The 25,576-nt window shown below is 65.7% G+C and carries 22 protein-coding genes; 8 read left to right on the forward strand and 14 right to left on the reverse strand.

Going from position 1 to position 25,576, the window contains the following annotated elements; all coding sequences use genetic code 11:
- Positions 1-122: 122 nt before the first annotated feature.
- The 4 genes from ACFK0J_RS22395 to ACFK0J_RS22410 all read right to left on the reverse strand — a co-directional run bounded on the left by ACFK0J_RS22395 (position 123) and on the right by ACFK0J_RS22410 (position 4,924).
- Entirely contained in the window at positions 123-1,565 is a 1,443-nt protein-coding gene (locus ACFK0J_RS22395) for a CAP domain-containing protein (RefSeq protein WP_378730285.1), read from the reverse strand.
- Between the two features lie 108 nt (positions 1,566-1,673).
- Positions 1,674-2,171 (reverse strand): hypothetical protein, encoded by a 498-nt coding sequence (locus ACFK0J_RS22400; protein ID WP_378730287.1) that lies wholly within the window; start codon positions 2,169-2,171, stop codon positions 1,674-1,676.
- 468 nt (positions 2,172-2,639) lie between these two features.
- Complete coding sequence (locus tag ACFK0J_RS22405; protein WP_378730289.1) at positions 2,640-4,211, reverse strand: AMP nucleosidase; 1,572 nt, start codon at positions 4,209-4,211, stop codon at positions 2,640-2,642.
- Positions 4,208-4,924: a TVP38/TMEM64 family protein gene (locus tag ACFK0J_RS22410; protein WP_378730291.1), complete on the reverse strand. Its 717-nt coding sequence runs from the start codon at positions 4,922-4,924 to the stop codon at positions 4,208-4,210. The genes ACFK0J_RS22405 and ACFK0J_RS22410 overlap by 4 nt, the downstream gene beginning before the upstream one ends.
- A 312-nt stretch (positions 4,925-5,236) precedes the next feature.
- Between ACFK0J_RS22410 and ACFK0J_RS22415 the strand changes: the two genes are divergently transcribed.
- Positions 5,237-7,438, forward strand: coding sequence for an acyltransferase family protein (locus tag ACFK0J_RS22415; protein WP_378730293.1), 2,202 nt, complete (start codon positions 5,237-5,239; stop codon positions 7,436-7,438).
- Positions 7,439-7,470: 32 nt separating this feature from the next.
- On the opposite strand, the gene ACFK0J_RS22420 is transcribed toward ACFK0J_RS22415, so the two are convergent.
- Both ACFK0J_RS22420 and ACFK0J_RS22425 read right to left on the reverse strand, forming a co-directional pair.
- Positions 7,471-9,462, reverse strand: coding sequence for a cutinase family protein (locus ACFK0J_RS22420; protein WP_378730295.1), 1,992 nt, complete (start codon positions 9,460-9,462; stop codon positions 7,471-7,473).
- 278 nt (positions 9,463-9,740) lie between these two features.
- The gene (locus ACFK0J_RS22425; protein WP_378730297.1) at positions 9,741-10,331 is read right to left on the reverse strand and encodes a hypothetical protein; all 591 of its coding nucleotides are present in this window, start codon (positions 10,329-10,331) and stop codon (positions 9,741-9,743) included.
- A gap of 114 nt (positions 10,332-10,445) precedes the next feature.
- On the opposite strand from ACFK0J_RS22425, the gene ACFK0J_RS22430 reads away from it, so the two are divergent.
- A complete protein-coding gene (locus tag ACFK0J_RS22430; RefSeq protein ID WP_378730299.1) occupies positions 10,446-10,946 on the forward strand; it encodes a DUF1772 domain-containing protein in 501 nt (166 codons plus the stop codon).
- Positions 10,947-10,973: 27 nt separating this feature from the next.
- On the opposite strand, the gene ACFK0J_RS22435 is transcribed toward ACFK0J_RS22430, so the two are convergent.
- Both ACFK0J_RS22435 and ACFK0J_RS22440 read right to left on the reverse strand, forming a co-directional pair.
- Positions 10,974-12,443: a hypothetical protein gene (locus tag ACFK0J_RS22435; protein ID WP_378730302.1), complete on the reverse strand. Its 1,470-nt coding sequence runs from the start codon at positions 12,441-12,443 to the stop codon at positions 10,974-10,976.
- Positions 12,440-14,452, reverse strand: a complete 2,013-nt coding sequence (locus tag ACFK0J_RS22440) for a hypothetical protein (RefSeq protein WP_378730305.1) — start codon at positions 14,450-14,452, stop codon at positions 12,440-12,442. Before ACFK0J_RS22440 ends, ACFK0J_RS22435 begins: the two co-directional genes overlap by 4 nt.
- A 292-nt stretch (positions 14,453-14,744) precedes the next feature.
- Here ACFK0J_RS22440 and ACFK0J_RS22445 point away from each other — a divergent pair, with 292 nt between their 5' ends.
- Entirely contained in the window at positions 14,745-15,152 is a 408-nt protein-coding gene (locus ACFK0J_RS22445) for a RidA family protein (protein WP_378730308.1), read from the forward strand.
- Between the two features lie 102 nt (positions 15,153-15,254).
- Entirely contained in the window at positions 15,255-15,554 is a 300-nt protein-coding gene (locus ACFK0J_RS22450; protein WP_378730311.1) for an NIPSNAP family protein, read from the forward strand.
- A 113-nt stretch (positions 15,555-15,667) separates the two neighbouring features.
- Here ACFK0J_RS22450 and ACFK0J_RS22455 read toward each other — a convergent pair whose 3' ends face one another.
- From ACFK0J_RS22455 to ACFK0J_RS22470, 4 genes are all read right to left on the reverse strand, one after another.
- Positions 15,668-18,682, reverse strand: coding sequence for an alpha-mannosidase (locus ACFK0J_RS22455; RefSeq protein WP_378730314.1), 3,015 nt, complete (start codon positions 18,680-18,682; stop codon positions 15,668-15,670).
- A gap of 97 nt (positions 18,683-18,779) precedes the next feature.
- Positions 18,780-19,022, reverse strand: a complete 243-nt coding sequence (locus ACFK0J_RS22460) for a hypothetical protein (RefSeq protein WP_378730317.1) — start codon at positions 19,020-19,022, stop codon at positions 18,780-18,782.
- Positions 19,023-19,044: 22 nt separating this feature from the next.
- Positions 19,045-19,305 carry a sigma factor-like helix-turn-helix DNA-binding protein gene (locus ACFK0J_RS22465; RefSeq protein ID WP_378730320.1) on the reverse strand — a complete coding sequence of 87 codons (261 nt, stop codon included), beginning with the start codon at positions 19,303-19,305 and terminating at the stop codon, positions 19,045-19,047.
- Positions 19,275-19,544, reverse strand: a complete 270-nt coding sequence (locus ACFK0J_RS22470) for a sigma factor (RefSeq protein WP_378730322.1) — start codon at positions 19,542-19,544, stop codon at positions 19,275-19,277. Before ACFK0J_RS22470 ends, ACFK0J_RS22465 begins: the two co-directional genes overlap by 31 nt.
- Positions 19,545-20,065: 521 nt before the next feature.
- On the opposite strand from ACFK0J_RS22470, the gene ACFK0J_RS22475 reads away from it, so the two are divergent.
- Positions 20,066-20,392: a hypothetical protein gene (locus tag ACFK0J_RS22475; protein WP_378730324.1), complete on the forward strand. Its 327-nt coding sequence runs from the start codon at positions 20,066-20,068 to the stop codon at positions 20,390-20,392.
- 146 nt (positions 20,393-20,538) lie between these two features.
- On the opposite strand, the gene ACFK0J_RS22480 is transcribed toward ACFK0J_RS22475, so the two are convergent.
- Complete coding sequence (locus ACFK0J_RS22480) at positions 20,539-21,918, reverse strand: acyl-CoA dehydrogenase family protein (protein WP_378730326.1); 1,380 nt, start codon at positions 21,916-21,918, stop codon at positions 20,539-20,541.
- Between the two features lie 129 nt (positions 21,919-22,047).
- Here ACFK0J_RS22480 and ACFK0J_RS22485 point away from each other — a divergent pair, with 129 nt between their 5' ends.
- From ACFK0J_RS22485 to ACFK0J_RS22495, 3 genes are all read left to right on the forward strand, one after another.
- Positions 22,048-22,830, forward strand: a complete 783-nt coding sequence (locus tag ACFK0J_RS22485; RefSeq protein ID WP_378730328.1) for a phytanoyl-CoA dioxygenase family protein — start codon at positions 22,048-22,050, stop codon at positions 22,828-22,830.
- Positions 22,831-22,963: 133 nt separating this feature from the next.
- Positions 22,964-23,542: a carboxymuconolactone decarboxylase family protein gene (locus ACFK0J_RS22490; RefSeq protein WP_378730330.1), complete on the forward strand. Its 579-nt coding sequence runs from the start codon at positions 22,964-22,966 to the stop codon at positions 23,540-23,542.
- 69 nt (positions 23,543-23,611) lie between these two features.
- Positions 23,612-24,325 (forward strand): type II CAAX prenyl endopeptidase Rce1 family protein, encoded by a 714-nt coding sequence (locus tag ACFK0J_RS22495; protein WP_378730332.1) that lies wholly within the window; start codon positions 23,612-23,614, stop codon positions 24,323-24,325.
- Here ACFK0J_RS22495 and ACFK0J_RS22500 read toward each other — a convergent pair.
- Entirely contained in the window at positions 24,261-25,388 is a 1,128-nt protein-coding gene (locus tag ACFK0J_RS22500) for an NAD(P)H-binding protein (RefSeq protein ID WP_378730334.1), read from the reverse strand. The genes ACFK0J_RS22495 and ACFK0J_RS22500 overlap by 65 nt on opposite strands.
- Positions 25,389-25,576 lie beyond the last annotated feature (188 nt).

Genomic DNA, 25,576 nt, shown 5'->3' on the forward strand with positions numbered 1-25,576 from the left:
CCACTCGCCGGTACCCCTGTGCGTCTGCGCTGGCGCGATGTCGCCGCTACGCGGGTCGTGAGTGGTCGCCGAACAGGGCGGGGGCAGCCCTGTTCGGCGATCGAGACGGGATATCCGGCTAGCTACCAGCCGCCACCTGTGAGTGCGCCGAGGCCGTCGCCTGCGCCTGCGAGTCCGCCCAAGAGGTCTCCGGCGCCCTCGAGTCCACCGAAGGCGTCTCCGGCACCTTCCAGTCCGCCGAAAGCGTCTCCGGCACCGCCGAGTCCGTCCAGGAGATCCCCGAGTCCGCCGAAGTCGTTGCCACCGTCAGCAAGTGCTCCGAGGCCGTCACCCGATGGTGCGTCGAATCCGTTGCTCCAGGGATCGAAGGAGGAGTCGTTTCCGCCATCCGAGAACCAATCGAAGGCGTCCGCGGAGGGGTCTTCGGACGAATCCCCGCTGTCATCCGAGAAGATGTCGGAGCTGTCGCCCCAGGAATCCTCGGAATTGCCTTCATCTTCCGAGAAGATGTCCGAACCGTCGCCCCAGGGGTCCTCGGACGAATCGCCTTCACCCTCCGAGGACTCGCCCGAACCGTCACCCCACGGGTCCTCGGACGAATCACTTTCACCCTCCGAGGACTCGCCCGAACCGTCACCCCACGGGTCCTCGGACGAATCACTTTCACCCTCCGAAGACTCGCCCGAACCGTCACCCCACGGGTCCTCGGACGAATCACTTTCACCCTCCGAAGACTCGCCCGAACCGTCACCCCACGGGTCCTCGGACGAATCACCTTCACCCTCAGACGGCAGGTCGGAGCCGTCTTCCGTCGGACCTTCGGACGAATCGCCACCGTCACCTGAGGGCTTGTCGCCGCCGCCCGAGGGCTTGCCCTCGCCGCCACCGCCGGACGGCTTGTCCTTACCACCGCCGCCCGAGGGCTTATCCTCACCGCCACCGCCGGACGGCTTGTCCTTACCACCGCCATCAGAAGGCTTGTCCTTACCACCCCCGTCAGAGGGCTTGTCCTTACCACCCCCGGACGGCTTGTCCTTGTCTTTCTTCTTGTCCTTGTCCTTGTCTTTCTCCTTGTCCTTGTCCTTGTCCTTCTCTTTGTCCTTGTCCGAACCGCTGGACGTACCGAAATCTTGTGTCCAGTAAGGGGTTCCGTTTCCGCTCTTGGCGTAGCCGACACCGATATCCTCGAGCCCGCAGTTCAGGATGTTCGCGCGGTGCCCCTCGCTGTTCATCCACGCATCGACGACCTCGGACGCACTCGTCTGTCCCTCGGCGATATTCTCGGCCCAGGTCTGCGCCTTGTAACCCGCGGCGCTGATCCGATCGCCCGGATCGCCTTTCGACGAGTTGTGGTCCAGATTGCCGCTGGCCGCCATATCATCCGTATGGGCCTGCGCGGCTTCGGTGAGATGCTTTTCGGATTTCAATGCCGAGCAACCGGCCTTGCTCCGGGCGTCATTGGTAAGGCTGATCACCTCATCGGCGGGGGAATCGGAGCCCGCCGAGGCCGCCGGGGCGCCGGCAATAGTGACAGCAAAAGCAGAAACGCCGAAAGCGGTGGACAACGTGAGCATTGTAGTCGGCGAAAGACGGGACGTTTTCCGCGGTGCACTGTGCTTACCCATTGAATGCCTTCTTGTTGCTGTTGTCGGCGGACTCGACCCGCGCGGGTATCAGAGAGCGCTACCGGAGAGCAGGCCGAGCAGGGGCGCGAGTCCACCGACCGCTTTGCTGCCGGTAGCGGCGCTGCCGGTGGCTGCCGAGCTGCCGGTGCCGAGTGCCTTCGCCAACGGTGCGACGGCGGCGCTGCCGGTGTTGAGGCTCTTCGCCAGTCCGCCGAGCGCGGCACTGCCGCTGTTCAGCAGGTCTGCCGGGTTCGCCTCCGGCTTGGGCTTGCCCTTGCCACCGGGCTTCTTCTTCGGCGCAGTGGGACGATCGGCCTTGGCGTGCTTGGCGGTCTGCCGGCTGACGGTCTGCCCCGACACGCCCATCACTCGTTTCGCCGGTGCCACCGCCGCGTTGTCGATGCTGGTGGTGGTAGTCGTCGATTCGGCCAAGGCCTGGCCCGCTCCGCTGTTGGCTGAAATTCCCAATCCGATCAACGTCGCCGTCGAGAAAATCACCAATCGGGCCGGGACCGGATTCTTACGAGGTGCGCTGTGCTTACCCATGAGATGCTTTCCTTCGAAGTGGTCGGTCGCATGTCGTGCTGCCGCGTTCCAGCTGCTTTCGGGACCCGCCGAGCGCCGTTGGTCGATGGCCTGGCTCGCCGGTTCCATCTGAATTGCTGATCCCGCGTTCGAGGGTAGGACTAATCGGAGCAACCCACGAGTTGTCAGTCGCGTTCTAAAATCGAGTTGAGGTCCGACTAACAGATGCACCCGATCACGGGCGGATCACACCCGGATCACGTCCGATCACGAGCGAGCCGCGCCCCAGCTTCGGCGGGCGGATGGGCAGTGGCTCTCACTGAGATCGTCTGGGCGCGAAGGAACCACGTCGACGACGTGGGTCCAGTCGCTCAGCGCACAGGTCAGCCCTGGACGGGCGAGCAGGTCGACCACGACCCGGCTCGACCGAAACCGGCCAACCAGCAACCACATCCAGACACCGGGCACCTGGGCCCGGTCGGCGAAGGACTACCGGAACGGCGGCTCGTTGAAGGTGCGCAGCTTGCGCGAATGCAGCCGATCCCCCTCGGCACGCAACAACTCCACAGCGCGGATGCCGATCTGCAAGTGCTCGGAAATGGCACCTTCATAGAAACGGTTCGCCTGCCCCGGCAGTTTGATCTCGCCGTGCAGCGGCTTGTCCGACACACACAGCAAGGTGCCGTAGGGAACGCGGAAGCGATACCCCTGCGCCGCGATGGTGGCACTCTCCATATCGATGGCGACCGCGCGGCTGAGGTTGAACCGCAGTGCCGACGCGGAGTAGCGCAGTTCCCAGTTCCGATCGTCGGTGGTGACCACGGTGCCGGTGCGCAATCGCTGCTTCACCTCTTCGCCCGGCATGCGGCTGACTATCTTGGTGGCGTCATACAGCGCGCGCTGCACTTCGGCGATGCTGGGAATCGGAATGTCCGGCGGCAGCACGGAATCCAGGACATGGTCGTCGCGCAGATACGCGTGGGCGAGCACGTAGTCACCGATCGCCTGACTCTCCCGCAGGCCACCGCAGTGGCCGATCATCAGCCAAGCGTGCGGGCGCAGCACCGCCAAGTGATCGCAGATGGTCTTCGCATTGGACGGTCCGACACCGATATTCACCAGCGTGATGCCGCGGCGGTCGGCGGCACTCAGGTGCCAGGCGGGCATCTGGTGCTTCTTCCAGGCGAGATCGGAAGTCATCTCGCTGCCGGTGGTCTCGGCGGTGATCACAGTGCCGCCCGCGCACGAAAGACCGTCGTACGGACTGTCCGGATCGGCGATCTGCTCATGCGCCCAGCGCACGAATTCGTCGACGTAGCGCGTGTAGTTGGTGAACAGCACGAACGGCTGGAAATGATCGACCGGTGTTCCGGTGTAATGCTGCAGCCGCGCCAGTGAGAAATCGGTGCGCAGCGCGTCGAAATGGCTGAGCGGGAAGGTATCTACGGCATTGAAGATGCCGTCCGCGGTTTCGTCACCGATGCTGGCCAGATCGGTGGTCGGAAAATGCTTCGCGATCACCGCGGCCATCGAGCGGTCGAGCGCGAGGTCGGCCCGATCGATCACGTAGGGAAACGGAATCTCCTGCCGAGACGGCGCCACCTCGATGCGCACCTCGTAGTCGCCCTCGATCATTTCCAGCTGTTCGGCCAAGTAGTGGCGCAGCAGATCCGGACGGGTGATGGTGGTGGCATAGCTGCCCGGCCGGGTGAAGCGTCCCCAGGCGCGTGAGCGATTCTTCGGCGACGCGTCGCCGTCCCAGCTGATGCGCAGTTCGGGATAGACGAACAGACCGGCGTCCCGGGCCGCACGGTCCGGCACGGTGCCATCGACGACGAAGTCCCGTATCGCGGCGCGCAACGCGGTGACCGACCGTTGGTAGAGCGTCTCCAGCTGGTCCAGCGCCTCGGCGCCGGTCAACGACATAGCTGGTTGCCGACTCGGCATATGCCTCCCTACCTCGCGTTCGTAAGCCGTCGTGACAACACCGTATTTCACCTCGTCCGAGGCGGCCAAACCCGAGCACGGGTCGCTGCCCTTCGCCTCGATCTTCGTGCTCAACCGGCCGGTTGGACTTCGGCCTCCCCACGTCGACCGTGGCGACGCCAGCTGCGATATCCGCGATGCGCGGCGAAAGCTCCGAGGGTGGCGGTGATGCACCAGACTGCGATCGCGGCATAGGCCAGGGGCGCCGACAGGTCACCGATCGACGCGCCGAGGGCGGTGTAGACGAAGGCCCGCGGTGCCGATCCGATGAAGGCGCCGACGGCCATCTGCCACAACGGCACTCCGAACGCACCGAACAGGTAGGACGCCAGCGCATCCGGGGCGCCCGGGACGAAGCGCTGCCCGACGACGGCCCATAGGCCGCGCCGCTCGATCTGCGCGTCGAGGCGATCGGCGCGCTCGGCACCGAGCAACCCGCGTGCACTCTCGCGGCCTGCTCGACGCCCGAGGAAGCTGGAGATGGTCGCTGTGCCTACCGTCGCACCCAGCGTCACGAACGTCCCGACCAGCGGTCCGAACAGCAGACCGCTGCCAGCGGCCAGAATCGGACCAGGAACGAGGATCGCGCCGAGCAGAGCCGAAACCACCGCGTAGACCACCGGTGCCGCCGGACCCGTCGCCGCGATCATGCCGCGCACGCTTTCGACGTCGATGACCCGTGCGACGGCGACGAGATAGAACAGCCCGAGCAGGAACGCGGCGCACAGCGCGAGCCGCGCGCCGTGTCGCCACCGGCTGGTCGTGGCGGAGCCGTCGTTGTCGGTCATATCGAGGCCAATCCTGCCGCACGCTGACGGCGCTCGCGATTCGAGCCCATAGGCAGGCTTCGTCTCGCCCCTGCGCTCCTGCGACCGCCTCGCCGATGATCCCTGACGCCGAGCACTCGCGTATTGCGGGGAGCATTTGAACAGTTGTCAGCGCGACCACGATATCTTCGCCATCCCGATCTGATCAGACCAGGATTTCGCCGATAAATGCCCGGACGAGCGTAGAAAGCGGGCCTTAATAGTCTTTTCAGCACACCTTAAAGTCCGATGTCGTTGCGACACATTCGGTAAGAATCGGTAAGAATGCTTCCCATGATAGGGACGGCTTCAACCGGGTTTATAGTGCGGCAGGCCGACTCCCATAACCGCGCAGCCGGGGCACATCGTGCGCGGCGCGCCTCCCCGCGTGCGGAATTTCGGCCTGACGTCGAGGGATTGCGTGCCGTCGCGGTGCTGGCCGTCATTGTTTTCCACGCGGGTACACCCGGTGTCAGTGGCGGTTTCGTCGGTGTAGACGTCTTTTTCGTCATCTCCGGCTTTCTCATCACCGGAATGCTGTGGCGGGAGATGGCGGCCACCGGGACCATCGCACTCGCGCGCTTTTATGGCAATCGGGCCCGTCGGCTGCTGCCCGCCGCAAGCGTCGTGCTGGTCGCGACCGCGGTCGGTGCGGCAACGCTGCTGCCCCCACTGCAGGCCCGCGAAGTCCTCGGCGATGGGATTGCCAGCGCGTTGTACGCGGGCAATTATCGGCTCGCTCTGCACGGCACCGACTACCTCGCCGCCGACGCGCCACCGTCGCCGTTCCAGCAATATTGGTCGCTCGGCGTCGAGGAGCAGTTCTACCTGCTGTGGCCTGCGCTGATCATCGGCATCGCCTGGTTCGCACACCGCCGGCGCAAGCCAGGGACCGAGGCCTCGCCCGCGCCGTACCTGCTTGTCCTCGCGGTGGTCGCGGCGGCGTCGTTCGCGGTCTCGCTGGCCTGGACGCGCACGCTGCCGTCATGGGCGTTCTTCGCACTGCCCGCGCGGGCCTGGGAGTTGGCCGTCGGGGGCATCGTGGCACTCTCGGTCCCGGTGTGGCGCCGATTTCCCGCGCCGCTCGCCACCGTCGCCGGGTGGATCGGGCTGGCATTGATCGTCCTCAGCTGCATCCATCTGGATGGGCGGACGCCCTATCCCGGTACAGCGGCGCTGCTGCCGGTGCTGGGGACCGCGTTGATCGTCGGTGCCGGTTGTGCCGCAACCGAATTGGGTGTCGGTCGCGCGCTGTCGTGGGCTCCGTTGCGGGCGCTCGGCCGCTTGTCCTACTCCTGGTATCTCTGGCACTGGCCGGTGTTGCTGCTCGCGCCGTCGCTGGTCGGTCGTCGCCTCGGCACGGTCGGCACGGTGGGAGCGGTGGCGATGTCCGGCGGTCTGGCAATGCTCACACTATGGCTCGTCGAGGATCCCATCCGTTTCGCGGCACCGTTGCGAGGTTCGGCCCGCCGCAGCCTCGCCTGCGGCGGGGGCGTCACGGCGGTCGCGGTCTGCGTGGGGCTGGCGCTGCTGCTGGCCGTGCCCGCCCCGATCGGCCGTGGGGCGGCGGCCGCGGCCCTCACCGTCACCGCGGCACCGTCTCCCTCGCCATCGGAATCCGTCGATCCCATGGACGCGACGGTGCAGCAGCTGACCACTCAGGTGCAGGCCGCCGTCGCGGCATCGGCCGAGCTGCGCTCCGTCCCGTCGAATCTCTCTCCGTCGCTGGCCGACGCACCAGCCGATAAGGCGGCGGTTTTCGAAAACGGTTGCGTCCGTTCCTGGCTCGATGTCGGACAGGCCGAATGCGCTTCAGGAGACCCCGCTTCGGCCAGCACGGTGGCACTGGTCGGCGATTCGCACGCCGCGATGTGGAGTCCCGCGTTCGAACAGGTTGCCGAGCAACGGCATTGGCGTCTGGAGACGATGAGCAAGGTCACCTGCCCGCTGCTGGAACTGCCCATCACGAGTCCTTATCTGGGGCGCGAGTACACCGAATGCGTGCAGTGGCGCCATCAGATCCTCGCCCGATTGCAAGCCGAGCACCCGCGCCTGATCGTGCTGAGCATGTCCCGGCGATACGGCGGCGACTTCGGGTTCACCACGTACGACCCAGCCTGGATCGAGAGCCTGTCCCGGTTGACTGCACAGTTGCGCGCTACCGGTGCGAATGTCCTTGTCCTCGGCCCGGTTCCGGATCCGCACACCACCGTGCCGACCTGCCTGTCCGACCATGTGGACGACGCCACGGCCTGCGCGCCGTTACGGCAAGCCGCCGTCAACGACGCGGGCATCGCGGCCGAGCAGGCGGCGACCATCGCGGCAGGCGGACAGTACGCCGACCTCACCGCCCTGTTCTGCACCACCAGCCGCTGCCCGCTCATCACCGGCAACAACCTGATGTACCGCGACGACAATCATTTGACCGTCGCCTACGCCGAGGCGCTGGAGCCGATCGTTGCCGCGCTCGCGGACCGCGCCCTCGCTCGACCCTGAGTCGGCGCCTCTCGGCACCGAGCTCGCCGGTTCTACTTGACCCGACCGATCCGCTGGTTCATCCAGTCGCCGATCCGCTGGTTCGTCCAGTCGCCGAGCCACTGGATGGCATTGCGGCCGGAGCCGTCGACGATCAGCGAGCTGTAGTTCATGTGTACGCCGGATGCGACAAAGCTTGCGGCACTGAGGCCGTCGCGGATGAGAGTGGCCAGATTGAGGTCATGGAAGGATGCCATCCGAGCGAGCGGCCCGGTGAGATCGTCGAGGTCGTGCACCGGCGGGGCGATGGTGCGCGCCGGGGCGTCGGACCGCTTGCCCAGCACCTCCGGCGGAGTCTGCTGCGCCTTGCCGGACAGCATGTCGGCCGCGACCGAGGCCAAGTCCACCCCGATCGGCAGCAGGTCGGCCAGCGCGGCCCCCGCGCCGGCCAGGTCGGGTGCCTGCCCGGGCGGTGGAACCAGCTTTTCGAGCACCGACCATGCGACGTCCTGGATGCGGCCGACGATCTTCGCCAGTCGTGGGACATCGATGTTGGACAGGATCGAGGTCGCCCGCGCAGCCACCTCGGTGAAGCCCTGCGCGTCCGGGATCATCGACAGAATCTGCGAGATCCACTTCAGGTCAACGCTCCCGACGAGTTCCACCAATGGTTGGAGCTCGTTGTTCAGCTCACCGGCGACTTGGTGGGCGCCCGCGGCGTCCATCGCGACAACCTTCTGCGGCAGCGCGATGAGGTTGTCCAAGATCTTCGGGAAGTCGAAGGTGGTGACGTCGGCGGCGACGTCTAGTGCCTGGTCGACCAGCACGCTGGGTTTGAGCAACGCCAAAATTCTCGTTGCCGATCCCAGGGTGCTGGCTGGTGCGGCGGCCAGCGGTGCGACCTCGTCGCGCAGGTTGCCCGCCGCCATTCTCAGCGAACGCGCTTTGACGGAGCTCGGCCGCAGTTTGCCGACCCCGTTGTTCAGCAGCTCGGTCGCGTTATCGGCGATCCTGGTCGCCGCGGCTGCCGCACCCGACAGGTCGGATTCCCCGGCTATGGTCAGGACCTGGCCTGCGCTGTATTCGGCTGTGCCGGTGGGGGCGGCGGTCAGCCGGGCAATGGCGGCCGGGTTGGCCGCACCGGAGTCGATCAGGTCGACCAGCGGGTCGAGGGTGTTCGACACCTTGCTCGCGCTACTACGGACCCGTGCCAGATTGATGCCGACGGGGGACGTCAGGCTTGCGGTGAGATCGCCGATCGCGGCAGCCAGGCCTGGCAGGTCGGTCTTCGAGAAATCCGAGGTCAGGGCCGCGGCGAGCGGAAAGTTGGTGTCGGCGGGTGGTTGGCCAGCACTGAGCGCCTTGCTCAGGATCGAGCCCAACGCGCCGAGCAGTGGGTTATTACTCTTCTGGATCGAGCAGTACAGGTCCTGGGGGTCGCAGATCGAGGTGACCCGACCGGAAAGTTTGCCCATGCCCTGCGGTCGGGGATCGGCAATGCCCGTGCCCGCCCTCCCCGGACCGACGACGACTTCGCCCTCGGTGCCCGCGCCCGGGTCGGCGAGTAGGCCGACGGACAGTACCCGGTCGGCGGGTACCGGGCCGCGATCGTTGCCGATGTCGGCAGCGATATCGCCGGCGGCGTCGGCACCCTGGCTGTAGCCGTTGATGGTGAATTTCGCGGCGGGGCAACGGGTTCCGTAATCACGCAAGACGGCCGTCGCATTGGTCAGTGCGGTGTTCTTGCTGTCGGCGTAGGTGTAGCCGTTGTCGAATGCGCGGGCCATGTAGGGAGTGAAATAGATTTCGGATTTCGGACCGTGCTGGCTTTGGATGGTTTCCGCGATCGGTGCGAGCATGCCGACGGGTTGCGCCGGGTCGGCGTCCTCGTCGGTCTCCCAGGTGCCGGGTATGAACAGGTTCAAAGTCGCCGCGCAGGGAGTCGGCTCCGCGTGCGCGACGGCGGGGGCAGTAACGGCAGACGAACCGACGGCAACACCGACGGTCACCACCGTGGTGACCACACACCGCTTGGACGTACGCATGACTGACATCTGCACCCTCACTACCGAACTCGGCCGATCACCGCGGACACGCGCATCACCGAGCCGTCCGCTGCTGAGCGGACCGCGCTGGCCTATTGCCGGGCGAATAGCGTGCCGCGCCCATCGGCGGCGGCCTCTTCGACTGGTCGATTCGGGACCACGGTAATTCAATTTCCCGAACCATGAACCCTCTGCCGTGTCCTACTTACTTTCTTTAAGAAGGTCTTTCAAGACCTTCCGGTAGAAACACACTGCCGCACGGGGGTTCGGTGCGGCAATTAGGATTCGATGGCACGCAAGTACGCCGCGCCCCGCGGTGATATCTCGTAGCCGATGTCCAAACTGCGGGTGAGGCCGAGGTTCTTGAGTTTGCGGACGTCGAGTTTCAGCGATTCCTTGTCCCTGCCGAGCAGAGCCGCCAATTCGGCTGCGCGCCGACCGGGATTGGCTGCCACGGCGTCGAGGACGGCGGTCGTCCACGGACCTCGGCGACTGGCTGTGTCCAGTCGTGCCAGCGCGGCAGCGATCTCGTCGAGGTCGCACTGAGACAGCGTCGCACGGCTGCTCAGTTCGACACGATCATCGGGCCCGACGTAGCGGACCGTGATACGGAACACCGGGTCGTGCGCGGCGCCACGAAATGCCGCACGCACGGCGTCGGCGTCGCGTTCGCCAGCGGCTCGGGCGTCCTGATCCGAAATGTCGGACGGAGCAATCGGATCCACGCTGACGATCTCGACGATTCCGGCGGTGGTGTGCATGGTGCTCCCGGCGCGGACCCGCGGTGTGGCCCAGCGGCGGAAGACGTGCACGACCTCGCCGTCCGCGATCCCGCGCGCGACCCGATCGGTGAGAATCACGTGCTCCACTGTGCCACGGTGAAACCGGCGACTGAGCGCGGCGTCACCGCTTTGGACGATGTCTTATGTTTCCGCGCCTTTCGGACATGGGAAAACGGGCCGTCGCCTGCTGTGCTTGTTTCTATGACAATGCGAAACCCGGACCGTTGGTTGACGTCGGCCGCCGTGATCGCCACCGCAATCAACGGCGGAGTATTCTTCGACTTCTCCTTCGTCGTCATGCCGGGCCTGCGCGAATTGCCTGCCGCGCAAGGAATCACCGCCATGCAAGCCTTCGACCGCACCGCGGTCACCCCACCACTCATGCTGATGATGTTCGCTACCGCCGCATTATGCGTCGTCCTCATAGTCCGATCGATCACGACGTGGAGCAGCGCGTCCGCACCATGGACCCTCGCCGCAGCCATCGCATTCCTGCTCGCCGCGGTCGTGATCACCGGCGCGGCCAACGTCCCCATCAGCGCGTCCATCGACGCCCTCGACCCATCGAGCACAGCCGCGCACACCCGATGGGACCACCTGTACACCCAATGGATCTGGTGGAACCACGCCCGCACCCTCACCTCGATCGCCGCCGCCATAGGATTCGCCATCGCCCTCCGCCCACCACCCCAACCTGCCTGAGCCGACCGATCGGCTATGCGGGAACGGTTACCCTGCGGGCGAGGACAGGGTGAGGAACTCAGGGGACTTTCCGGGGAGGACTCGTAGCATGGGGACCGGCTTGTTGACCGGGTTGCCTACCTCGTCGAAGTCGAGGGTGCCGCTGGCGCCGCGGACTGCCGTTGCGCCGTGCAATCGGTTCATGGACTGCAGTACGTCTTCGGCTCGTACGACGTTGCCTGCGGCACCGGCTGCCTGGCGGATCGCTTGGACCGCGGTGACTACGGCGTCGTGCGAGATGATGGCGAAATTGTCTTCCAGTCCGTCGCTGGACAGTTCGCGGTAGCACACTCTGCCTTGGCAGGAGGCATCGAATTGCGCGATGGAGTGCAGGTTGAACGCGTCTTGCTTGGCTCGCCAGGCCTGCGGATGAGCCAGGCCGGTATAGACAACGGAGACCCCGGAATCGAGCGCGGTCTGGATGGCATCGTCCGGCGCGGTGTAGGAGGACATGTCGTCGCCGGTGAGGACGGTGATCGGGTCCTTGCGGCACCCGCGTTCGGCGAGTGCCTTGATGAATGTCATGGCGTGTCTGGCTCGGCCGGCGAAGTACACCACTTCGGGTGCGGCGTGGCAGATATTGGGCAACATGTATTGAAAAGTGTTGTCGACGTTGATGTCTTGGGAGTTGTACTTTTCGGTCGGACCCGAGAATTCGTGCGTGGCATCGGGAAAAGACTTGCTGAACTCTTCGGCGAGGGTCAGCGAATAGTGGTCCTGCGGATTCTCGTCACGAACGAGTAGCGCACGGTGCACGTCCGGTTTGATGTAGGCGGCGGCCGCCCGCGCCTGGGCCCTGTTGGTCGGTGATACCCGCAGCAAGCCCGGGATAGCGGAGAGGTTGTCGGCCGTCAGCGTCGAGCCGACCATCGGCATCCGCATTTCGGCCAGCCTGCGCATGGCGTTCACAGCGTTGTCGACGCTGATACCGAAGCCGGTCACTGCGACGATGCGCTCCCGATCGCGGCGCTCGGCGAGTTCGTCGACCGTCGACTTCCATTGCGCCAACCCGCTTCCCGCGTTGGCGAGCAACAACCGGATCCGTGGTTTGCTACCCCAGGTGGTTGCGTGGTTCGCCGCCAGCTGACCCAGGTGGGCGCCCTCCAACTGATGGCGGACCCACTCCATTGTCACGATTTCGTCCCCGGTGCCGCGCAAGGTCATCGGCAGCAGCACGGCAATGCTGACATGCGCAACACCCGACCTCGCCACATCGTCGTTCTCCTTGCGGATGCGCTCTTCGATGGCGCGCAGCTCCGGCGCGAACACCACGCGACCGTCGGTCACCCCCGTGCACTCGTTGTACGGCCCGGTTCGGACGACGCCATCGCCGCAACGCCTGACCCTATCGAGGATGACGAGCGTGGCGACCACCACGACGGCGACCGTGACGGCAGCCGTCGCGGCCAACGCCCACTTCCGCCACCACGGTGGCGGCGGCACGATCTGGGTGGTCACCGGTACTTCTCCGCCCGTTCGTGCAGCACTCCCGCGCCACGGCCGCGGCCGCGGGCCAGCTGCCGGAATTCGTTCTCGATCGTGTGGTTCAGTGCCCGCTCCGGATCGGCGACCGGGTCATTCGAAACCCACAGGCAGGCGACGAGCCAGGCCAGGGTGTTGTCGGGGCCGAGTCCGTTGTCCCGGACCAGTTCCGCGACTTGGTCGATCGGCGCCGCGGTGCCGCCGAGGCGGTTCGGTGCCGAGGTGATGAGATCCAGGTCCGACAGCCAGGCTGCCGCCGCGGGCACGTCGAATTCGGCGCCGTTCGATGCGAAAGGACGGGCGAGGTAGCCGACCACCGCGCCGAGGTCGCCCAGCGCCAGATCGTGGTAATGCGCGGCGGCCTGCTGACCGTCGCGCCGATAGATGTCGCGGCACAGGGTGTGTGTCCTGGTCCAGTCGCGCGGATCGGTGTCGGGTCGGTCGGCCAACTCCCGCAGCAGGATTCGCCGCAGCCAGGGGTTGATCGCCAGATCGGGTCCTCGACCGTACTCTTCCCTGATCCATAGTTGGTTACGCAGCGTCTCCAGCAACTGTTCGCCGTTGGGCACGGCCGAGTCGAGCACCTCGGGCCGATAGAGCATGTCGACATTGCGCGCGGCGCTCGCGGTAACCAGGTCGCGGCGTGCGGGTGACGTCCCGAAGTCCCGCAGCAGATCACTCGCCCGTTCGCGTACCGTCGACTCGACCGTCTCCGAGTCCGGCTGTGGCAGTGGCGAATCGAAGATCCTGCGCGCGGTGGTCGCACGCTCGCGGTCGTCGGCCCGAGCGAGCGCGGCGAGCACTTCGACGGTGCCACCCGGGTGGCCCGCGGTGAGCCCGCGGGTGAAGTCGGTGATCCACCGGTCCGCGTGCATGCCCTGTCCGACAACGTCATCGGCGAGATCGGCAATGGCTTCCGTGGTCAGCTGGCTCAAATCGAGCAAGTACCACGGAGCCCACGGGCAGTCAGGACTATCGGTATCGGGCCAGTCGGCATCGATGTCGGCGGGCTTGCGTGGGCTCGGCCACGGGATGTCGCCGGTGCGGTGTTCGCGTGGCCGGGTGTCGTCGTTCTCGTGAAACCGGTGCGCACCGGGGCGATGCCAGCTGTCGCTCCAGTACGGAATCCAGGTGCGGCTGCTCGCGAACACCACCATGGGATCGGATTCACCGGGGACCCTGCGGCGGGCCTCCTGCAGTGCCAGCAAAAATTTCCGCCCCGCGGGAGTGTGCACATTGTCGAGCAGCACAATGCAGTTCAGCGTCCGTCGCGACCCGTTGAATCCGGCGTACGCACGCCGCAGGTCATGCAGGAAAGCCTCGAAGAAGATGGCGTCGACATCATCGCGGACGTCGGCGCGGTCGTCGTCGTTCGCCCACTTGGCGAGGTCGATCAGAACGTCCACGCTACTGCCTTGCGCGCCGGGAAGTCTCGGCACGTTGCGCAGCAGCCTGCGACGACCGAACCAACCGAGTCCGCGTAACAGTCCGTCGGCGGCGGGGACCGCCCAGACCGGCAGTCCGCTGCTGGCCGTCCCCGTCGACTGCACCAATTCGACGATCCCGGTGCGATTCTGTTCGATCGGCTGAGTGTCCGAGATAATCTTGCGCAGCTGTCGGATGGCCTCTCTGCGGTTGTCGGCCCGGGTGTGCAGGGTGCTGCCCACGATGAGCAGGCACAACCACAGCTGCGGAAAAGCCAGTCTGCCGAACTGCTTCCAATGCTTGCTCAGCTCGAACGCGAGTTCACCGAGCACTTCTCGCGGTTCCCGCTCGGAGCGCTCGAAATCCAAATAGGCGTGCGGGATACGCTCGCACCGGTATTCCACCTCGCGTAGCAGCGCGGTCTTACCGGTGCCGCGTGGCCCGAGCGCCACCACGACCGGCAGGTTTCGGCTCCGTCCATTCGGCCGGTCGACCAAGTGTTCGAGCAGCCAGCCGGTCACCGCGTGCAGCCCGTGGAGACTCGGTCTCTCCTTTGGCATCGGGCCCCCTCGATCCCCTGACGTTCTTCCGCACCGCCGATGTGATGAGCACTGCACTCGTCGGGGCCGGATCTCCTGATAGTACGGACGACTCGTCCGGCTCGGGGCCGCTAGTCGCTTCGATACCCCAGAAATGGGGGGATCACTCCCCCGGTCGGCGGACTGGGATCGTCGCCGTGCGACAGGGCGAACGCGCCGTATCGAAACAGCCGCGAGGCCGAAACTCGGATACGAGGGTCGGTTGGGTAGCGTCGATGGCCTGCGCCGAGACTACTCATTCCGGGGAGAGACGATGCCGAAGAATGTCACGCTTATTCGTTCGAACACGCTGTCCGATGTGGCCGAATACGCTTACGCAGCAACCGCTCCCGCCGAGGCGCGGCTGATCTTTCTGGCGGGGGCCTGTCCACTGAATGCGGACGGATCGACTGTGGCCGTCGGGGATTACGCAGGGCAAGCGGCGAAAGTCATGGACAGTCTGCGGATCGCGCTCGCCGATGCGGGAGCAACGCTCGAGGATGTCGTCAGCACGCGGGTCTACGTCGCGGCCACGCGGCAAGCCGATCTGGTGTCCGCGTGGGAAGTGGTCCGCGCGGCGTTCGGCGAACACGACGTGCCGAGCACCTTGCTCGGGGTGACTGTCCTCGGCTATGACGATCAGCTGGTCGAAGTGGAAGCGGTTGCCGCAGTCGTGGATTGACGACAATGCCACGGACCGGATAGTGCTTGCCCCGGACGCTGCGACCTGCGGCTCTGGTGGCGCGGCTGCGTCGCTAAACTCGAACCCATGATCACCTGTGTCGTGGAGTACGTGATCGATCCCGCCGAAACAGCCGCATTCGAACGCTTCGCCCGTCGCTGGATGGACCTGGTCGATCGGCACGGCGGTACTCATCACGGCTATTTTCTGCCCTCGGAAGGCGCGAGCGACAAAGCCCTCGCCCTCTTCAGCTTCCCAAGCCTCGCAGCCTACGAACAGTACCGAAGCCTGTTCGGCACCGACCCGGAGTTCATCGCGGCGGACCGCATCCGCGAGGAGAGCGGCTGCGTCCTTCGCCACGAGCGAACCTTCATGCGTCCCTTGCTTCCTGACCACGACTAGCGCGTGTTCGGCCGCCAGTAGCGCGTGATCGACCAGCTCGATCCGGGTGCGGCACCGTCGTCCCGTCGCTACTGAGCAGGTCGAAGAAGCGGAGCGCCAAATCCTGGCGGTGTTCATCCGAGGACTTCGGGGGAACGGGCGAACCGGAGGGTGACGAGTTGGAAAGGCCGCAGGCGCAGGCGAACTCCCGCGCCTTCCCGGGTAGCTGCGGTGTTCTCCTGGATCGGCCGCTCCAGTAGATCGCAGACCTGGAATTCGGCGAAATCGAATCCGCCGGTTACCAATGCCGAGGCTCGGCCACCGTGTGCCTCGTAGACGCGGAGCACGACGTCGCCGCTGCCGTCGTCCGCGAGTTTGACCGCGCTGGTCACTACGGCGTCGTTGTCGATGGTGAACAGCGGCTCGACGGCTTCGGCCACACCTGGCGTCAGCTGCGGCAGGTTTACGCGGTAGCCCGCACGCACCGCGTCCCCGATCGAAGCACCCGGTAGCAGCGAGTGCCGGAAGTGGTGGGCACCGTGGTCGGTCTCCGGATCGGGAAATCGCGGCGCTCGCAACAGTGAAACCCGCAGCGTTGTCGTCGTTCCGCCGTCGGCGCGTACCGAGCGGGTGACGTCGTGACCGTAGGTGGCATCGTTGACCAGGGCCACGCCCCAGCCGGGCTCGGCGAAGTGGACGAACCGGTGGTTGCAGGCTTCGAACTTCGCGTACTCCCAGCTGGTGTTGGTGTGGGTGGGCCGGAACAGGTGTCCGAATTGCGTCTCGGAGGCGTAGCGGTCGGCGTGAATGTCGAGGGGGAAGGCCAGTTTGAGGAACTTCTCGGTCTCGTACCAGTCGACGCTGGTGTCGATATCGAGGCCGCCCGCCCGCAGCGCCAAGGTCTGCTCGACCTTGGAGGACCCGAACGAGCGGCCGATCCGCACGCTATTCGAATCCGGTTCCGCCACAACGTAGTCTGCTTCGATCAGGTCGGTGACCCGGTTTCGGTAGAACAGATCCACATCCCAGGCGTCCCACGAGTTCGGGAAGTCCGGATGCAGCTGCAGCAGGTTCGCGACCGAACCCGGCGGCAGTGTCTCGCGCTGATGCTCGAGATCGAACACCGACACGACGAGCCCGCGCGCATCCACTTCCACCCGCAAAAGCCCGTTGTCGAGAACGAACCCGCCACCCGCGCGCTCGGTCACCGCGCTCGGGCGCCCCGGCTGCTCCGGAGCGGCCGCACCGGCCGGAACCGACCACCAAGTGTGTGGCGTCGAGTTGAACATATTCGGTCCCACCCGCTCACCGCCGAGTGACCATTGCGCCCGCTCGATGAGCGTCGTCAGCTCCTTGGCCACTACCGCGTACGTCTGCTCCGCCTCTCGGTGCACCCACGCGATCGACGAGCCCGGCAGGATGTCGTGAAACTGGTGCAGCAGCACCGTCTTCCAGATCCGGTCCAGGGCCGCGTACGGGTACTCGACGTTCTTCCGCACCGCCGCCGTCGCGGCCCACAGCTCGGCTTCCCGCAGCAGGTGCTCACTGCGGCGGTTGCCCTGCTTGGTCTTCGCCTGACTGGTCAGGGTGGCGCGGTGCAACTCCAGATACAGCTCCCCCACCCACACCGGCGGGTTCTGATACTCGGCCTCGGCTTGGGCGAAGAAGTCGGCAGGCTTGTCCCACACCACCTTCGGTGAGCCCTCGAGATTCTTCATCCTGGCTGCCTTAGCGATCATCTCCCGCGTCGTCCCACCACCGCCGTCGCCCCAGCCGGTCGGCGCCAACGACCTCGACGCGCGCCCCTTGTCCTTGAAATTCCGTGCGGCGTGGGCGATCTCGCGTCCGTGCATGGTGCAGTTGTAGGTGTCGACCGGCGGAAAGTGGGTGAAGATGCGGGTGCCATCGATGCCCTCCCACAGGAAGGTGTGGTGCGGAAACTGATTGATCTGGCTCCAGGAGATCTTTTGTGTCAGCAGCGATTTGGCTCCGGCGGCCTTGATGATCTGGGGCAGCCCGGCCGCGAACCCGAATGTATCGGGCAGCCAAACATTCTGGTCCTCCACACCGAACTCGTCGAGAAAGAACCGCTTGCCGTGCACGAACTGCCGCGCCATCGCTTCCGAGCCCGGCATATTCGTGTCGGCCTCGACCCACATGCCGCCGGTCGGCACGAACCGTCCGGCCGACACCGCTTCCTTGACCCGTTCGTAGACCTCCGGGCGGTGCCGCTTGATGAAGTCGTATTGCGCGGCTTGGGACATCGCGAAGACGAACTCCGGTTCCTCGGCGAGCAAGGCGGTCATGTTCGCGGTGGTGCGCGCGACCTTGCGCACCGTCTCGCGCAGTGGCCACAGCCACGCCGAGTCGATGTGCGCGTGCCCGACGGCGGAGATCCGGTGCGCGGACGGTACCGCCGGTTTGGCCAGCACATCCACCAGGCACGCGCGCGCTGCCGCCGCGGTGGAGTTCACGTCCTGTAGATCGATGGCGTCGAGCGCGCGCTCGATCGCCCGGACGATATCGAAGCGGCGGGCGGGATCCTCCGGCATCTCGTGCATCAGTTCGCCGAGCACCTCCAGATCCAGCGCCAGCTGCCAGACCTCTTCGTCGAAGATCGCGAGATCGATTCGGCCCAGCCGGTATTGCGGCTCGGTACCGGCGGTGAGCTTGTCGCCCAGGGCATTCGGCGAGAAGAAGGGAATGATCGGGTTCGAAGCCGCCTCGACATGCAACACCACGTGCTCGCCGCCGACCGCCGGCGACCCCACCCGCACCCACTGATTACGCGGATGCAGACCCTTGACCGGCGATCCGTCCGGCCGATAAACCAAGCCCTCGCACTGGAAACCCGTCATGTTCCGGTCGAAACCGAGATCGATGATCGCCTCGACAGTCTTACCGGCCCACGCGGCAGGGACCGTTCCCTCGACGGTGAGCCAGCTGGTCCCCCACGGCGCACCCCACGGGGCGCCGGGCCGGGTAGGCGTCCGGGGCGCGACCAAGCCCTCGGCCACCGGCACCGGCTCATCGGGCGCGACCCAGATGGACACCGCCAACGGCACCGACTCCGGGTAGATCGCCGGAGCGATCCGCTCCGTCAGAACCCGCCCGAGGCGGCCCTCGACCAACCGACGGTCATCGTGCATAGCGGTGGCTCCGATCGGATCCGAGGGCATGGCGAAAACGCGACTACCCCCATTGTCCGACAGTGCCGTGAATTCTCCGGCACACCGGCCGCAGGTTTCAGTACTGTGACCCCACCGTCCACGGCCGGAGCTTTTCGGGATTACGTATTGCCCAAATGTGTGTGATCCGGTCGCCTGCGATGTCGAATGCGTAAACCGTCACGGTGACGCCGTCTTGCTGGGCGACCAGGCCGGGCTGACCGTTGACCGTACGTTCCAGCAGCGTCATGTCGGATGTCCGGCGGGCGAGTTCGATGACCATGCGCGCGATCTGCTCGGCACCTTCGAGCGGGCGCAGCACGGTGCTGGCGAGGCCGCCGCCATCACCGATGGCCGTGGCGGCCGGGTCGAGCAGGCCGATGATGGCGTGGATGTCCTTGGGCGGCGCACCGGGCCGTCGGGGTCGCGGGGGTCTGCGGCGCGCGAATGCGGCGGCGGGCCGATGCGGCCAGCTGGCGGCAGGCCGCCGGGGTGCGGCCGACGATCTCGGCCACATCGGTGAAGGGGTAGCGGAAGACGTCGTGCAGGATGAATGCGACGCGTTCGGCCGGGGTCATCGATTCGAGCACGACGAGGATGGCCATGTTGATCGACTCGTCGAGGGTGACCCGGTCGGCCGGATCAGCGGAAATGCCGTCGGCGCGCCCGTTCCACTCCGTCGGTTCGGGTACCAGCGGGCGTAGGTCTCCTGCACGACATCTTCGGCGTCGGCCAGCGAGCCGAGCAGCCGGTACGTGAGATTCGTCAGCTGCCGTCGCTCGCTCATGATCGCGCTCAGGCCGGGATCGGGTGTGCCGGGTTCCGGCTCGGATCGGGTGGTCATGGTGTCCTGGTCATCGTGTCGGTGACTCCCTTGGTTCGTGCCATCACCAGTTCGACAAGACAGCGCGAGAAATTGTGAGGTCGGCGCGTCGCCTCACATTTCGAGGGGTTCACCCCGGTCGCGCACGTCGGCAAGCCGATCCCCGGCAGGCCTCCGGGGAAGAACTACAGCAGGTAAAGCCCACCGAGATCGGCCGTTCTCGATATCACGGTTTCATAACGGGACGCGCGGGGTACTGGTTGAACATGACGGTGATGCTGCTCAGGGCGTAGCCGTCGATGGGTCGGCGATCCTGCCGCCCACAGCCAATACCCCTGCGCGGCAGGCCGATCCGCGTCTGGCGAACATCGACTCAGAGGAGTAGGCCAGTGCATATCGAGGAAACAGTGCTGCCCGTATCCGGATTACAGGTGCAGTGGCGTCCAGATGATGACCATTTTCGCATTCGCCCACCCGGCCACGATGACACCCTAATCGCATCCGAGAAACTGGCCTGGCGACCATGGTCAGGACACAGCGATATGGCCGTCGGCACCTCGGGGCCGCTCGCTGAGGAAACCCCCTCGATGTGGTGGGCGGTGTGGGGCGAGTACACCGGCACCGACGTCCTGGTCACCCTCGATGATCTGAGCCACCCGCCGGTAATGATCTTCGGCAAGCTGTGGCTGACCGAATGGTGTGGACCCGAACAGGAAGTCATCGTGGTCAGCGGCGGTCGGCAGGCCGAAGTCCAGTTCGCCACGCCCCCGGACCCGCCGACCGGACATCCCGAAGACCGCAGCGAGGACTGGCATTGCGTCGAAGCACCCGCCGGATTCCACGACATTCCCCGACTTCGGACGCCATGATTCGAACCGGCTGACTACTGCCGTGCCGGGCGGCGATCCGGCGCGCAGGCTGATCGGCCCGCACGCCTGCCAGATGCCGCGTTGCCGGAGCAGCGCGATCTGTTGGTCGATCCCTTCCCGGTGCTCGTCCATGGAAATCTCAGGGTTCAGCGCGGTGGGCGAAGTATCTTCAAGGCGGCCTTCAAGATCGGGCCCGGGACGCGATCTCGCATATTCAGTGCCGCTGCGGCGGCTGCGGCTCGTGCCTCGGTGCCGCGGCCGAATATCTTGTTCAGCGGGCCACCTGACGGCTCGAGGTCGATGTGCAGCGGGGGCTTGCCCTCGGCCGCGCCCAGCGCATGGGAGATGACGATACGCTGGATCTCGCTGGTGCCTTCGAAGATGGTGTACAGCTTCGCATCTCGGTACCACTTCTCCACCGGATGGTCGCTGATGTAACCCCATCCGCCCATTGTTTGTATCGCGCGTTCGGTGGCTTTCACAGCAACCTCGCTGGCCGCCAGTTTCGCCATCGAACCTTCGCCACGCTCGAAGGGGACACCGTTTGCCGCCATCCAGGACGCCCGCCACGTCAGTAGTCGCGCGGCGTCGAGTTGGGTGGCCAGATCCGCGATGGGGAAAGCTACGCCCTGATTGTCGATGATCGGCGCACCGAAGGCCTCGCGCCGGTTCGCGTAGGCAGTCATGTATTCCAGAGCGGCCCTAGCGATTCCGAGTGCTTGCGCGGCAACCATGGGACGAGTCTGTTCGAAAGTACCCAGCGTCACCGAGCCGGACCGGCCGTCACTGCGGGCTGCCGCACGCCGCTCGGCCAGCGAGTTCTCGAGCTTTTCCGGCCCACCGAGCAGATTGTCCATCGGCACGCGCACGCTGTTGAACTTCAACTCCGCGGTATGCGATGCGCGGCAACCCAGCTTGTCGAGCTTTCGCACCAGCTCCAATCCTGGTGTGCCGCCGGGCACAACGAAAAGCGCCTGGCCGCGGTGCCCCAGTTGCTCATCCACCACGGCGTTGACAACATGCACGTTCGCGATGCCGCCGTTGCCGATCCACATCTTGTGGCCGTCGATGATCCAGTCATCACCATCGCGGACAGCCCGTGTGCGCAGGTTGCGCACGTCGCTGCCGCCCTCGGGTTCAGAGATCGCGAGCGCCGCGAGCTTGAGATCGCCAGGCGTGCCGAAACATTCAGGAGCCCACCGCAACATCTGCTCGGGGGTGGCGGCTCGGCCGATTGCCGACAAGGCGAGGGCGGGCATCACGATCGCCAAGCCGATCCCGGCGCAGCCCCAGAACAGCTCCTCCATGAACATCGGAAGCGACAGTCCGGTCGGGTCGCCGATGAGGTCGCGATAGAACAGTGGGCTATAGAACCCCCGCTCGGCGGCCTCTTCGAGCACGGGCCAGGGGAACTCCTGGGCGCGGTCGTAGTGGGCCGCCACGGGCCGGATGCAGTCCTGCGCGAATTCGTGCGCCCGCTCGGCCAGGTCGTGCTGCGCTGCCGTTGGTTTCAGGTCGAAGGTCACGACTGGTCGATACCCGCCCACAGCGCGTCGACACGCCGGAGTGGCGATCGGGGATGTCACGAGCCTCCGAATCGAACGCGGGCAGGGCGATTTCGAGTTCCGGGCCGATTTCGATCGTATCTTTGAATAGTGACGCTCGATGACGCACAGATCACCACGTTCATCGAGGACGGATTCGTCCGTATCGAGGCAGCGTTCTCACGTGCTGTCGCTCGGCAGTGCGTGGAGATCATGTGGCCGGATACCGGGTGCGACCCGCACGATCCGACCACTTGGACCAAGCCGTTGGTGCGATTGGCCGGATACGACGCCGAACCGTTCCGTGTCGCCGCCCAAATGCCGGTGCTGGAGCGAGCTTTCGACCAGCTGGTGGGTCCCGGTCGATGGGTGCGCAGGTCCGGGCTCGGCACCATCCCAGTCCGTTTCCCGCATCCTGATCCGCCGCACGACGATTATTGGCACTTCGAGGGCAGCTACCTACCCCAAGGCTGGCACGGCCACTCCTATACCAACTACCGCTCCCGCGGCCGCGCCTTGCTGATGTGGTTTTTGTTCACCGACGTCACCGAGGTCGACGCGCCGACTCGGATCCGGGTCGGCTCCCACCTGGCCGTGCCGGGTCGCCTGCTTCGCTACGGCGACGAGGGCATCGACGCCACCCGAATCGATGAGACCGGGGTCCTGGAGGCGACCGCAGACCTGCCGGTCGCCTACGCCACCGGCCGCGCAGGCGACGTCTACCTGTGTCATCCGTTCTTGATCCACGCGGCACAGGCGCACCGGGGCGATACGCCACGCTTCATGGCTCAGCCCACCCTGGAACCCGCCGCTCCCCTGAAGGTCGACCGCGCCGACGACGCCTACTCCCCTGTCGAACGCGCCATCCGGCTGGGACTCGGCCATTCCGAGTGATCGGGCAGCGCCACCGAGGCGGCGAGACCCACGATCGGTGCGGTAGCGGTAAATTCGCTGGTACCCCGGACTCCTAGTCGAATCCAACGGTCCGCGGGTGCACGACCGTGGCCGACTATTTCGAGGAGGCGTTGTGGCCCGTTTGCCGTACGGCGATCTCGATGCTTTGCCGCCCGAGGTCCGAGCGCAGGTGAAACTGTTCGGGGACCTGAACATCGATCGGATGCTCGCGCACGCCTGCACCGTGATCGGACCCTTACACGAAACAACCCGTTCGATCCTGGCCGAATCCACACTCGACCCGCGCCTCCGGGAGTTGGTGATCCTGCTCGTCGCGCACCGACGCCACTGCGCGTACGAAGCGGTCCAACACGAGGTTTCGGCGCGGGCGGTGGGTGTGACCCAGGCTCAGTTGGACGCACTCGGCGCGAACGAACTGACCGACCGGGTGTGCACCGATGCCGACCGTGCCGTCCTCGGGCTGGTCGACGCCGCGTTGATCGGGCAGGGCGACGTTCCGGATGATGTTTTCGACCGCGCACACCACCATCTCGGCGATCGAGGGACGGTCGAGTTGATGATTCTGGTCGCGCTTTATTCCGGCATAGCCATTCTGTTGAACACCCTGCGGGTCGACATCGACGCAACTGCCCGGATGCGCTTCGCCCCGAATGGGAACGGAGCGGCAAAAGGACTTTGGGGTGGTAGCTGACGGTCGCTGACCAGGCGTCGGGGGCGGGTCAGCTCGGTGTCCGGGTTTCGCACGTGGAATGGTGTTCCGGTGCAGGCATGGCGGCGAATCTCGCGGACCGGGCGCGCTCGGCTCGCCGATGCGACGGCGCGGGATCGCGGACGGGCCGTGGTGGGGGTGCGTCGCAGACGGGTGGTGACCGCGCTGACCGTACTGATCGGGGCAACCGTCCTGGGGATGTCGGTGCGGCTGGATGCCGAGAGTCCGCTGTTCTATCCGGCGACACTCGGTCTTGCGGTGGTCTGGACGGTGGGTGCTGTCATGTCGGGGCCGGTGAGCATGGGCCCGATCAGATCGGACGAGCGGTTTCGTCGTCCCATCCTCGTGCCGGTCCTGGTGGGATCGGCCTTGGCGGCGATATTCGTTGTCGGCGGTGTGGTGGTCCGCGCGTTACCGTGGATCACCGACCAAGTCGATCAGGCACTATTGCACGCCAGACCGGGACCGACCATCGCGCTCATCGCGGTGACCGCCGTCAATGGAATAGCGGAGGAGTTGTTCTTTCGCGGCGCCGTCTACGACGCGGTTCGGGAACACCGGCCGGTACTCGTCTCGACGCTCATCTACACAGCCACCGTTCTTGCGGCAGGCAATTTCGCGCTCGGCTTTGCCGCCCTCTTGCTGGGTTTGGTCACCGGGTTGCTGCGTCGCGCCTACGGAGGCGTGATCGCTCCGATGCTTACTCATGTGATCTGGTCCGGGTGCCTGCTGTTCGCATTACCTTGGGCTTTTCCGGTTCCGTAAGGTTCGTCAGATCATCGGAGTCACCGCCTCGCAGTCCCATGCGAAGACGGGTGAGCAATGGTCGGGGTAGATAGGTTCGGCGTCCGTTTTCGATCGCGACATCGCCGCCCGCCCACTCGGGGTCGGTCGACGAGGGTGCCTGGACGTCTCCGTGTGCGGCCGTACCCTCACACCGAGTGGTCAACGATCGACGGAAGGCCTCGTCGATGCTCAGAAATTCTCGACCAGCGGCAAGGTCGCGTTTCGCGTCGTCGTCCCGGGCGATGAGATCGTGGGACAAACTTTCCGCCAAAGCGGTCACGGTGCTCGACGGCACCCCGGTTATGCCCGCGACGAGCCGCCCCACCAGCCAGGTGGGCACCAGCGGAAGCCGGATCTGAGTGCGTCGCAGGCCCGCGACGCGGGCGTACCTTTGCAGCAGTTCGGGATAGGTGAGGATTTCGCCACCGCCGATATCGTAGGCGTGGTTGCGCGGCTCACCGGTCACGCTCGCGCACAACAGATGCACCACGTCTTCGACGGCGATCGGCTGCACCTGCCGGTCCATCCAGGTCGGAATCGGCGTGACCGGGACTCGCTCGGTCATTTTGCGGACGATCTCGAAGGATGTGGAGCCCGCACCGATGATGATCGCGGCGCGCAGCACGGTCGTGGGGACCGGCGAGTTCAGAAAGATCTCTTCCACCATCTGCCGGGACCGCAGATGGTCGGACAAGTCCTCACCGACCGGGATGAGTCCGGACAGATAGACGATGCGTCGCACGCCATTGGCCGTGGCCGCGGCGGCGACGGCTTCGGCCGCTTCGGCGTCCTTTCGGACGAAGTCACCACCCGCCATGGAATGGACGAGATAGATGATCGCGTCGATATCGCGCGTGGCGGCGTCGATGGTGGCCGGGTCCTCGACGTCGAATTCCCGCGCGGCGACCTCCGCTCCCCAATCGAACCGGCGGCAGGACTCTGGGTCCCGCATGGCCGCGAAGACCGTGTGGCCTGCCGCGAGCAAGGCCGGTATCAATCGCGAACCCACATAGCCTGAAGCACCGGTAACGAGGATGCGCATAACGTCTCCTTCGCGTCTTCTTGCTGAAGTGGATTGCTACCGCGACCGCCCTCCATCCTCTCACTTTAGTGATCAACTGGCTATCGGATAAAAATGCAGGTTATCCGGTATTTAATCGGCAATCGATGCTGGATGGCAAATCTTTAGCAAGGTGATCGGTGCGCAGTCGTGAAATCACAAGCCAGCCG

The sequence above is a fragment of the Nocardia brasiliensis genome, from assembly GCF_042691675.1.
GTDB lineage: Bacteria > Actinomycetota > Actinomycetes > Mycobacteriales > Mycobacteriaceae > Nocardia > Nocardia brasiliensis_D.

Excerpts from the sequence above, each read along its gene's own strand:
- ACFK0J_RS22400 (WP_378730287.1), bottom strand. The coding sequence starts at position 2,171 with ATGGGTAAGCACAGCGCACCTCGTAAGAATCCGGTCCCGGCCCGATTG.
- ACFK0J_RS22410 (WP_378730291.1), bottom strand. The coding sequence starts at position 4,924 with ATGACCGACAACGACGGCTCCGCCACGACCAGCCGGTGGCGACACGGC.
- ACFK0J_RS22415 (WP_378730293.1), top strand. The coding sequence starts at position 5,237 with ATGATAGGGACGGCTTCAACCGGGTTTATAGTGCGGCAGGCCGACTCC.
- ACFK0J_RS22420 (WP_378730295.1), bottom strand. The coding sequence starts at position 9,462 with ATGCGTACGTCCAAGCGGTGTGTGGTCACCACGGTGGTGACCGTCGGT.
- ACFK0J_RS22430 (WP_378730299.1), top strand. The coding sequence starts at position 10,446 with ATGACAATGCGAAACCCGGACCGTTGGTTGACGTCGGCCGCCGTGATC.
- ACFK0J_RS22440 (WP_378730305.1), bottom strand. The coding sequence starts at position 14,452 with ATGCCAAAGGAGAGACCGAGTCTCCACGGGCTGCACGCGGTGACCGGC.
- ACFK0J_RS22445 (WP_378730308.1), top strand. The coding sequence starts at position 14,745 with ATGCCGAAGAATGTCACGCTTATTCGTTCGAACACGCTGTCCGATGTG.
- ACFK0J_RS22455 (WP_378730314.1), bottom strand. The coding sequence starts at position 18,682 with ATGCACGATGACCGTCGGTTGGTCGAGGGCCGCCTCGGGCGGGTTCTG.
- ACFK0J_RS22465 (WP_378730320.1), bottom strand. The coding sequence starts at position 19,305 with ATGGCCATCCTCGTCGTGCTCGAATCGATGACCCCGGCCGAACGCGTC.
- ACFK0J_RS22470 (WP_378730322.1), bottom strand. The coding sequence starts at position 19,544 with ATGACCACCCGATCCGAGCCGGAACCCGGCACACCCGATCCCGGCCTG.
- ACFK0J_RS22475 (WP_378730324.1), top strand. The coding sequence starts at position 20,066 with ATGGCCGTCGGCACCTCGGGGCCGCTCGCTGAGGAAACCCCCTCGATG.
- ACFK0J_RS22500 (WP_378730334.1), bottom strand. The coding sequence starts at position 25,388 with ATGCGCATCCTCGTTACCGGTGCTTCAGGCTATGTGGGTTCGCGATTG.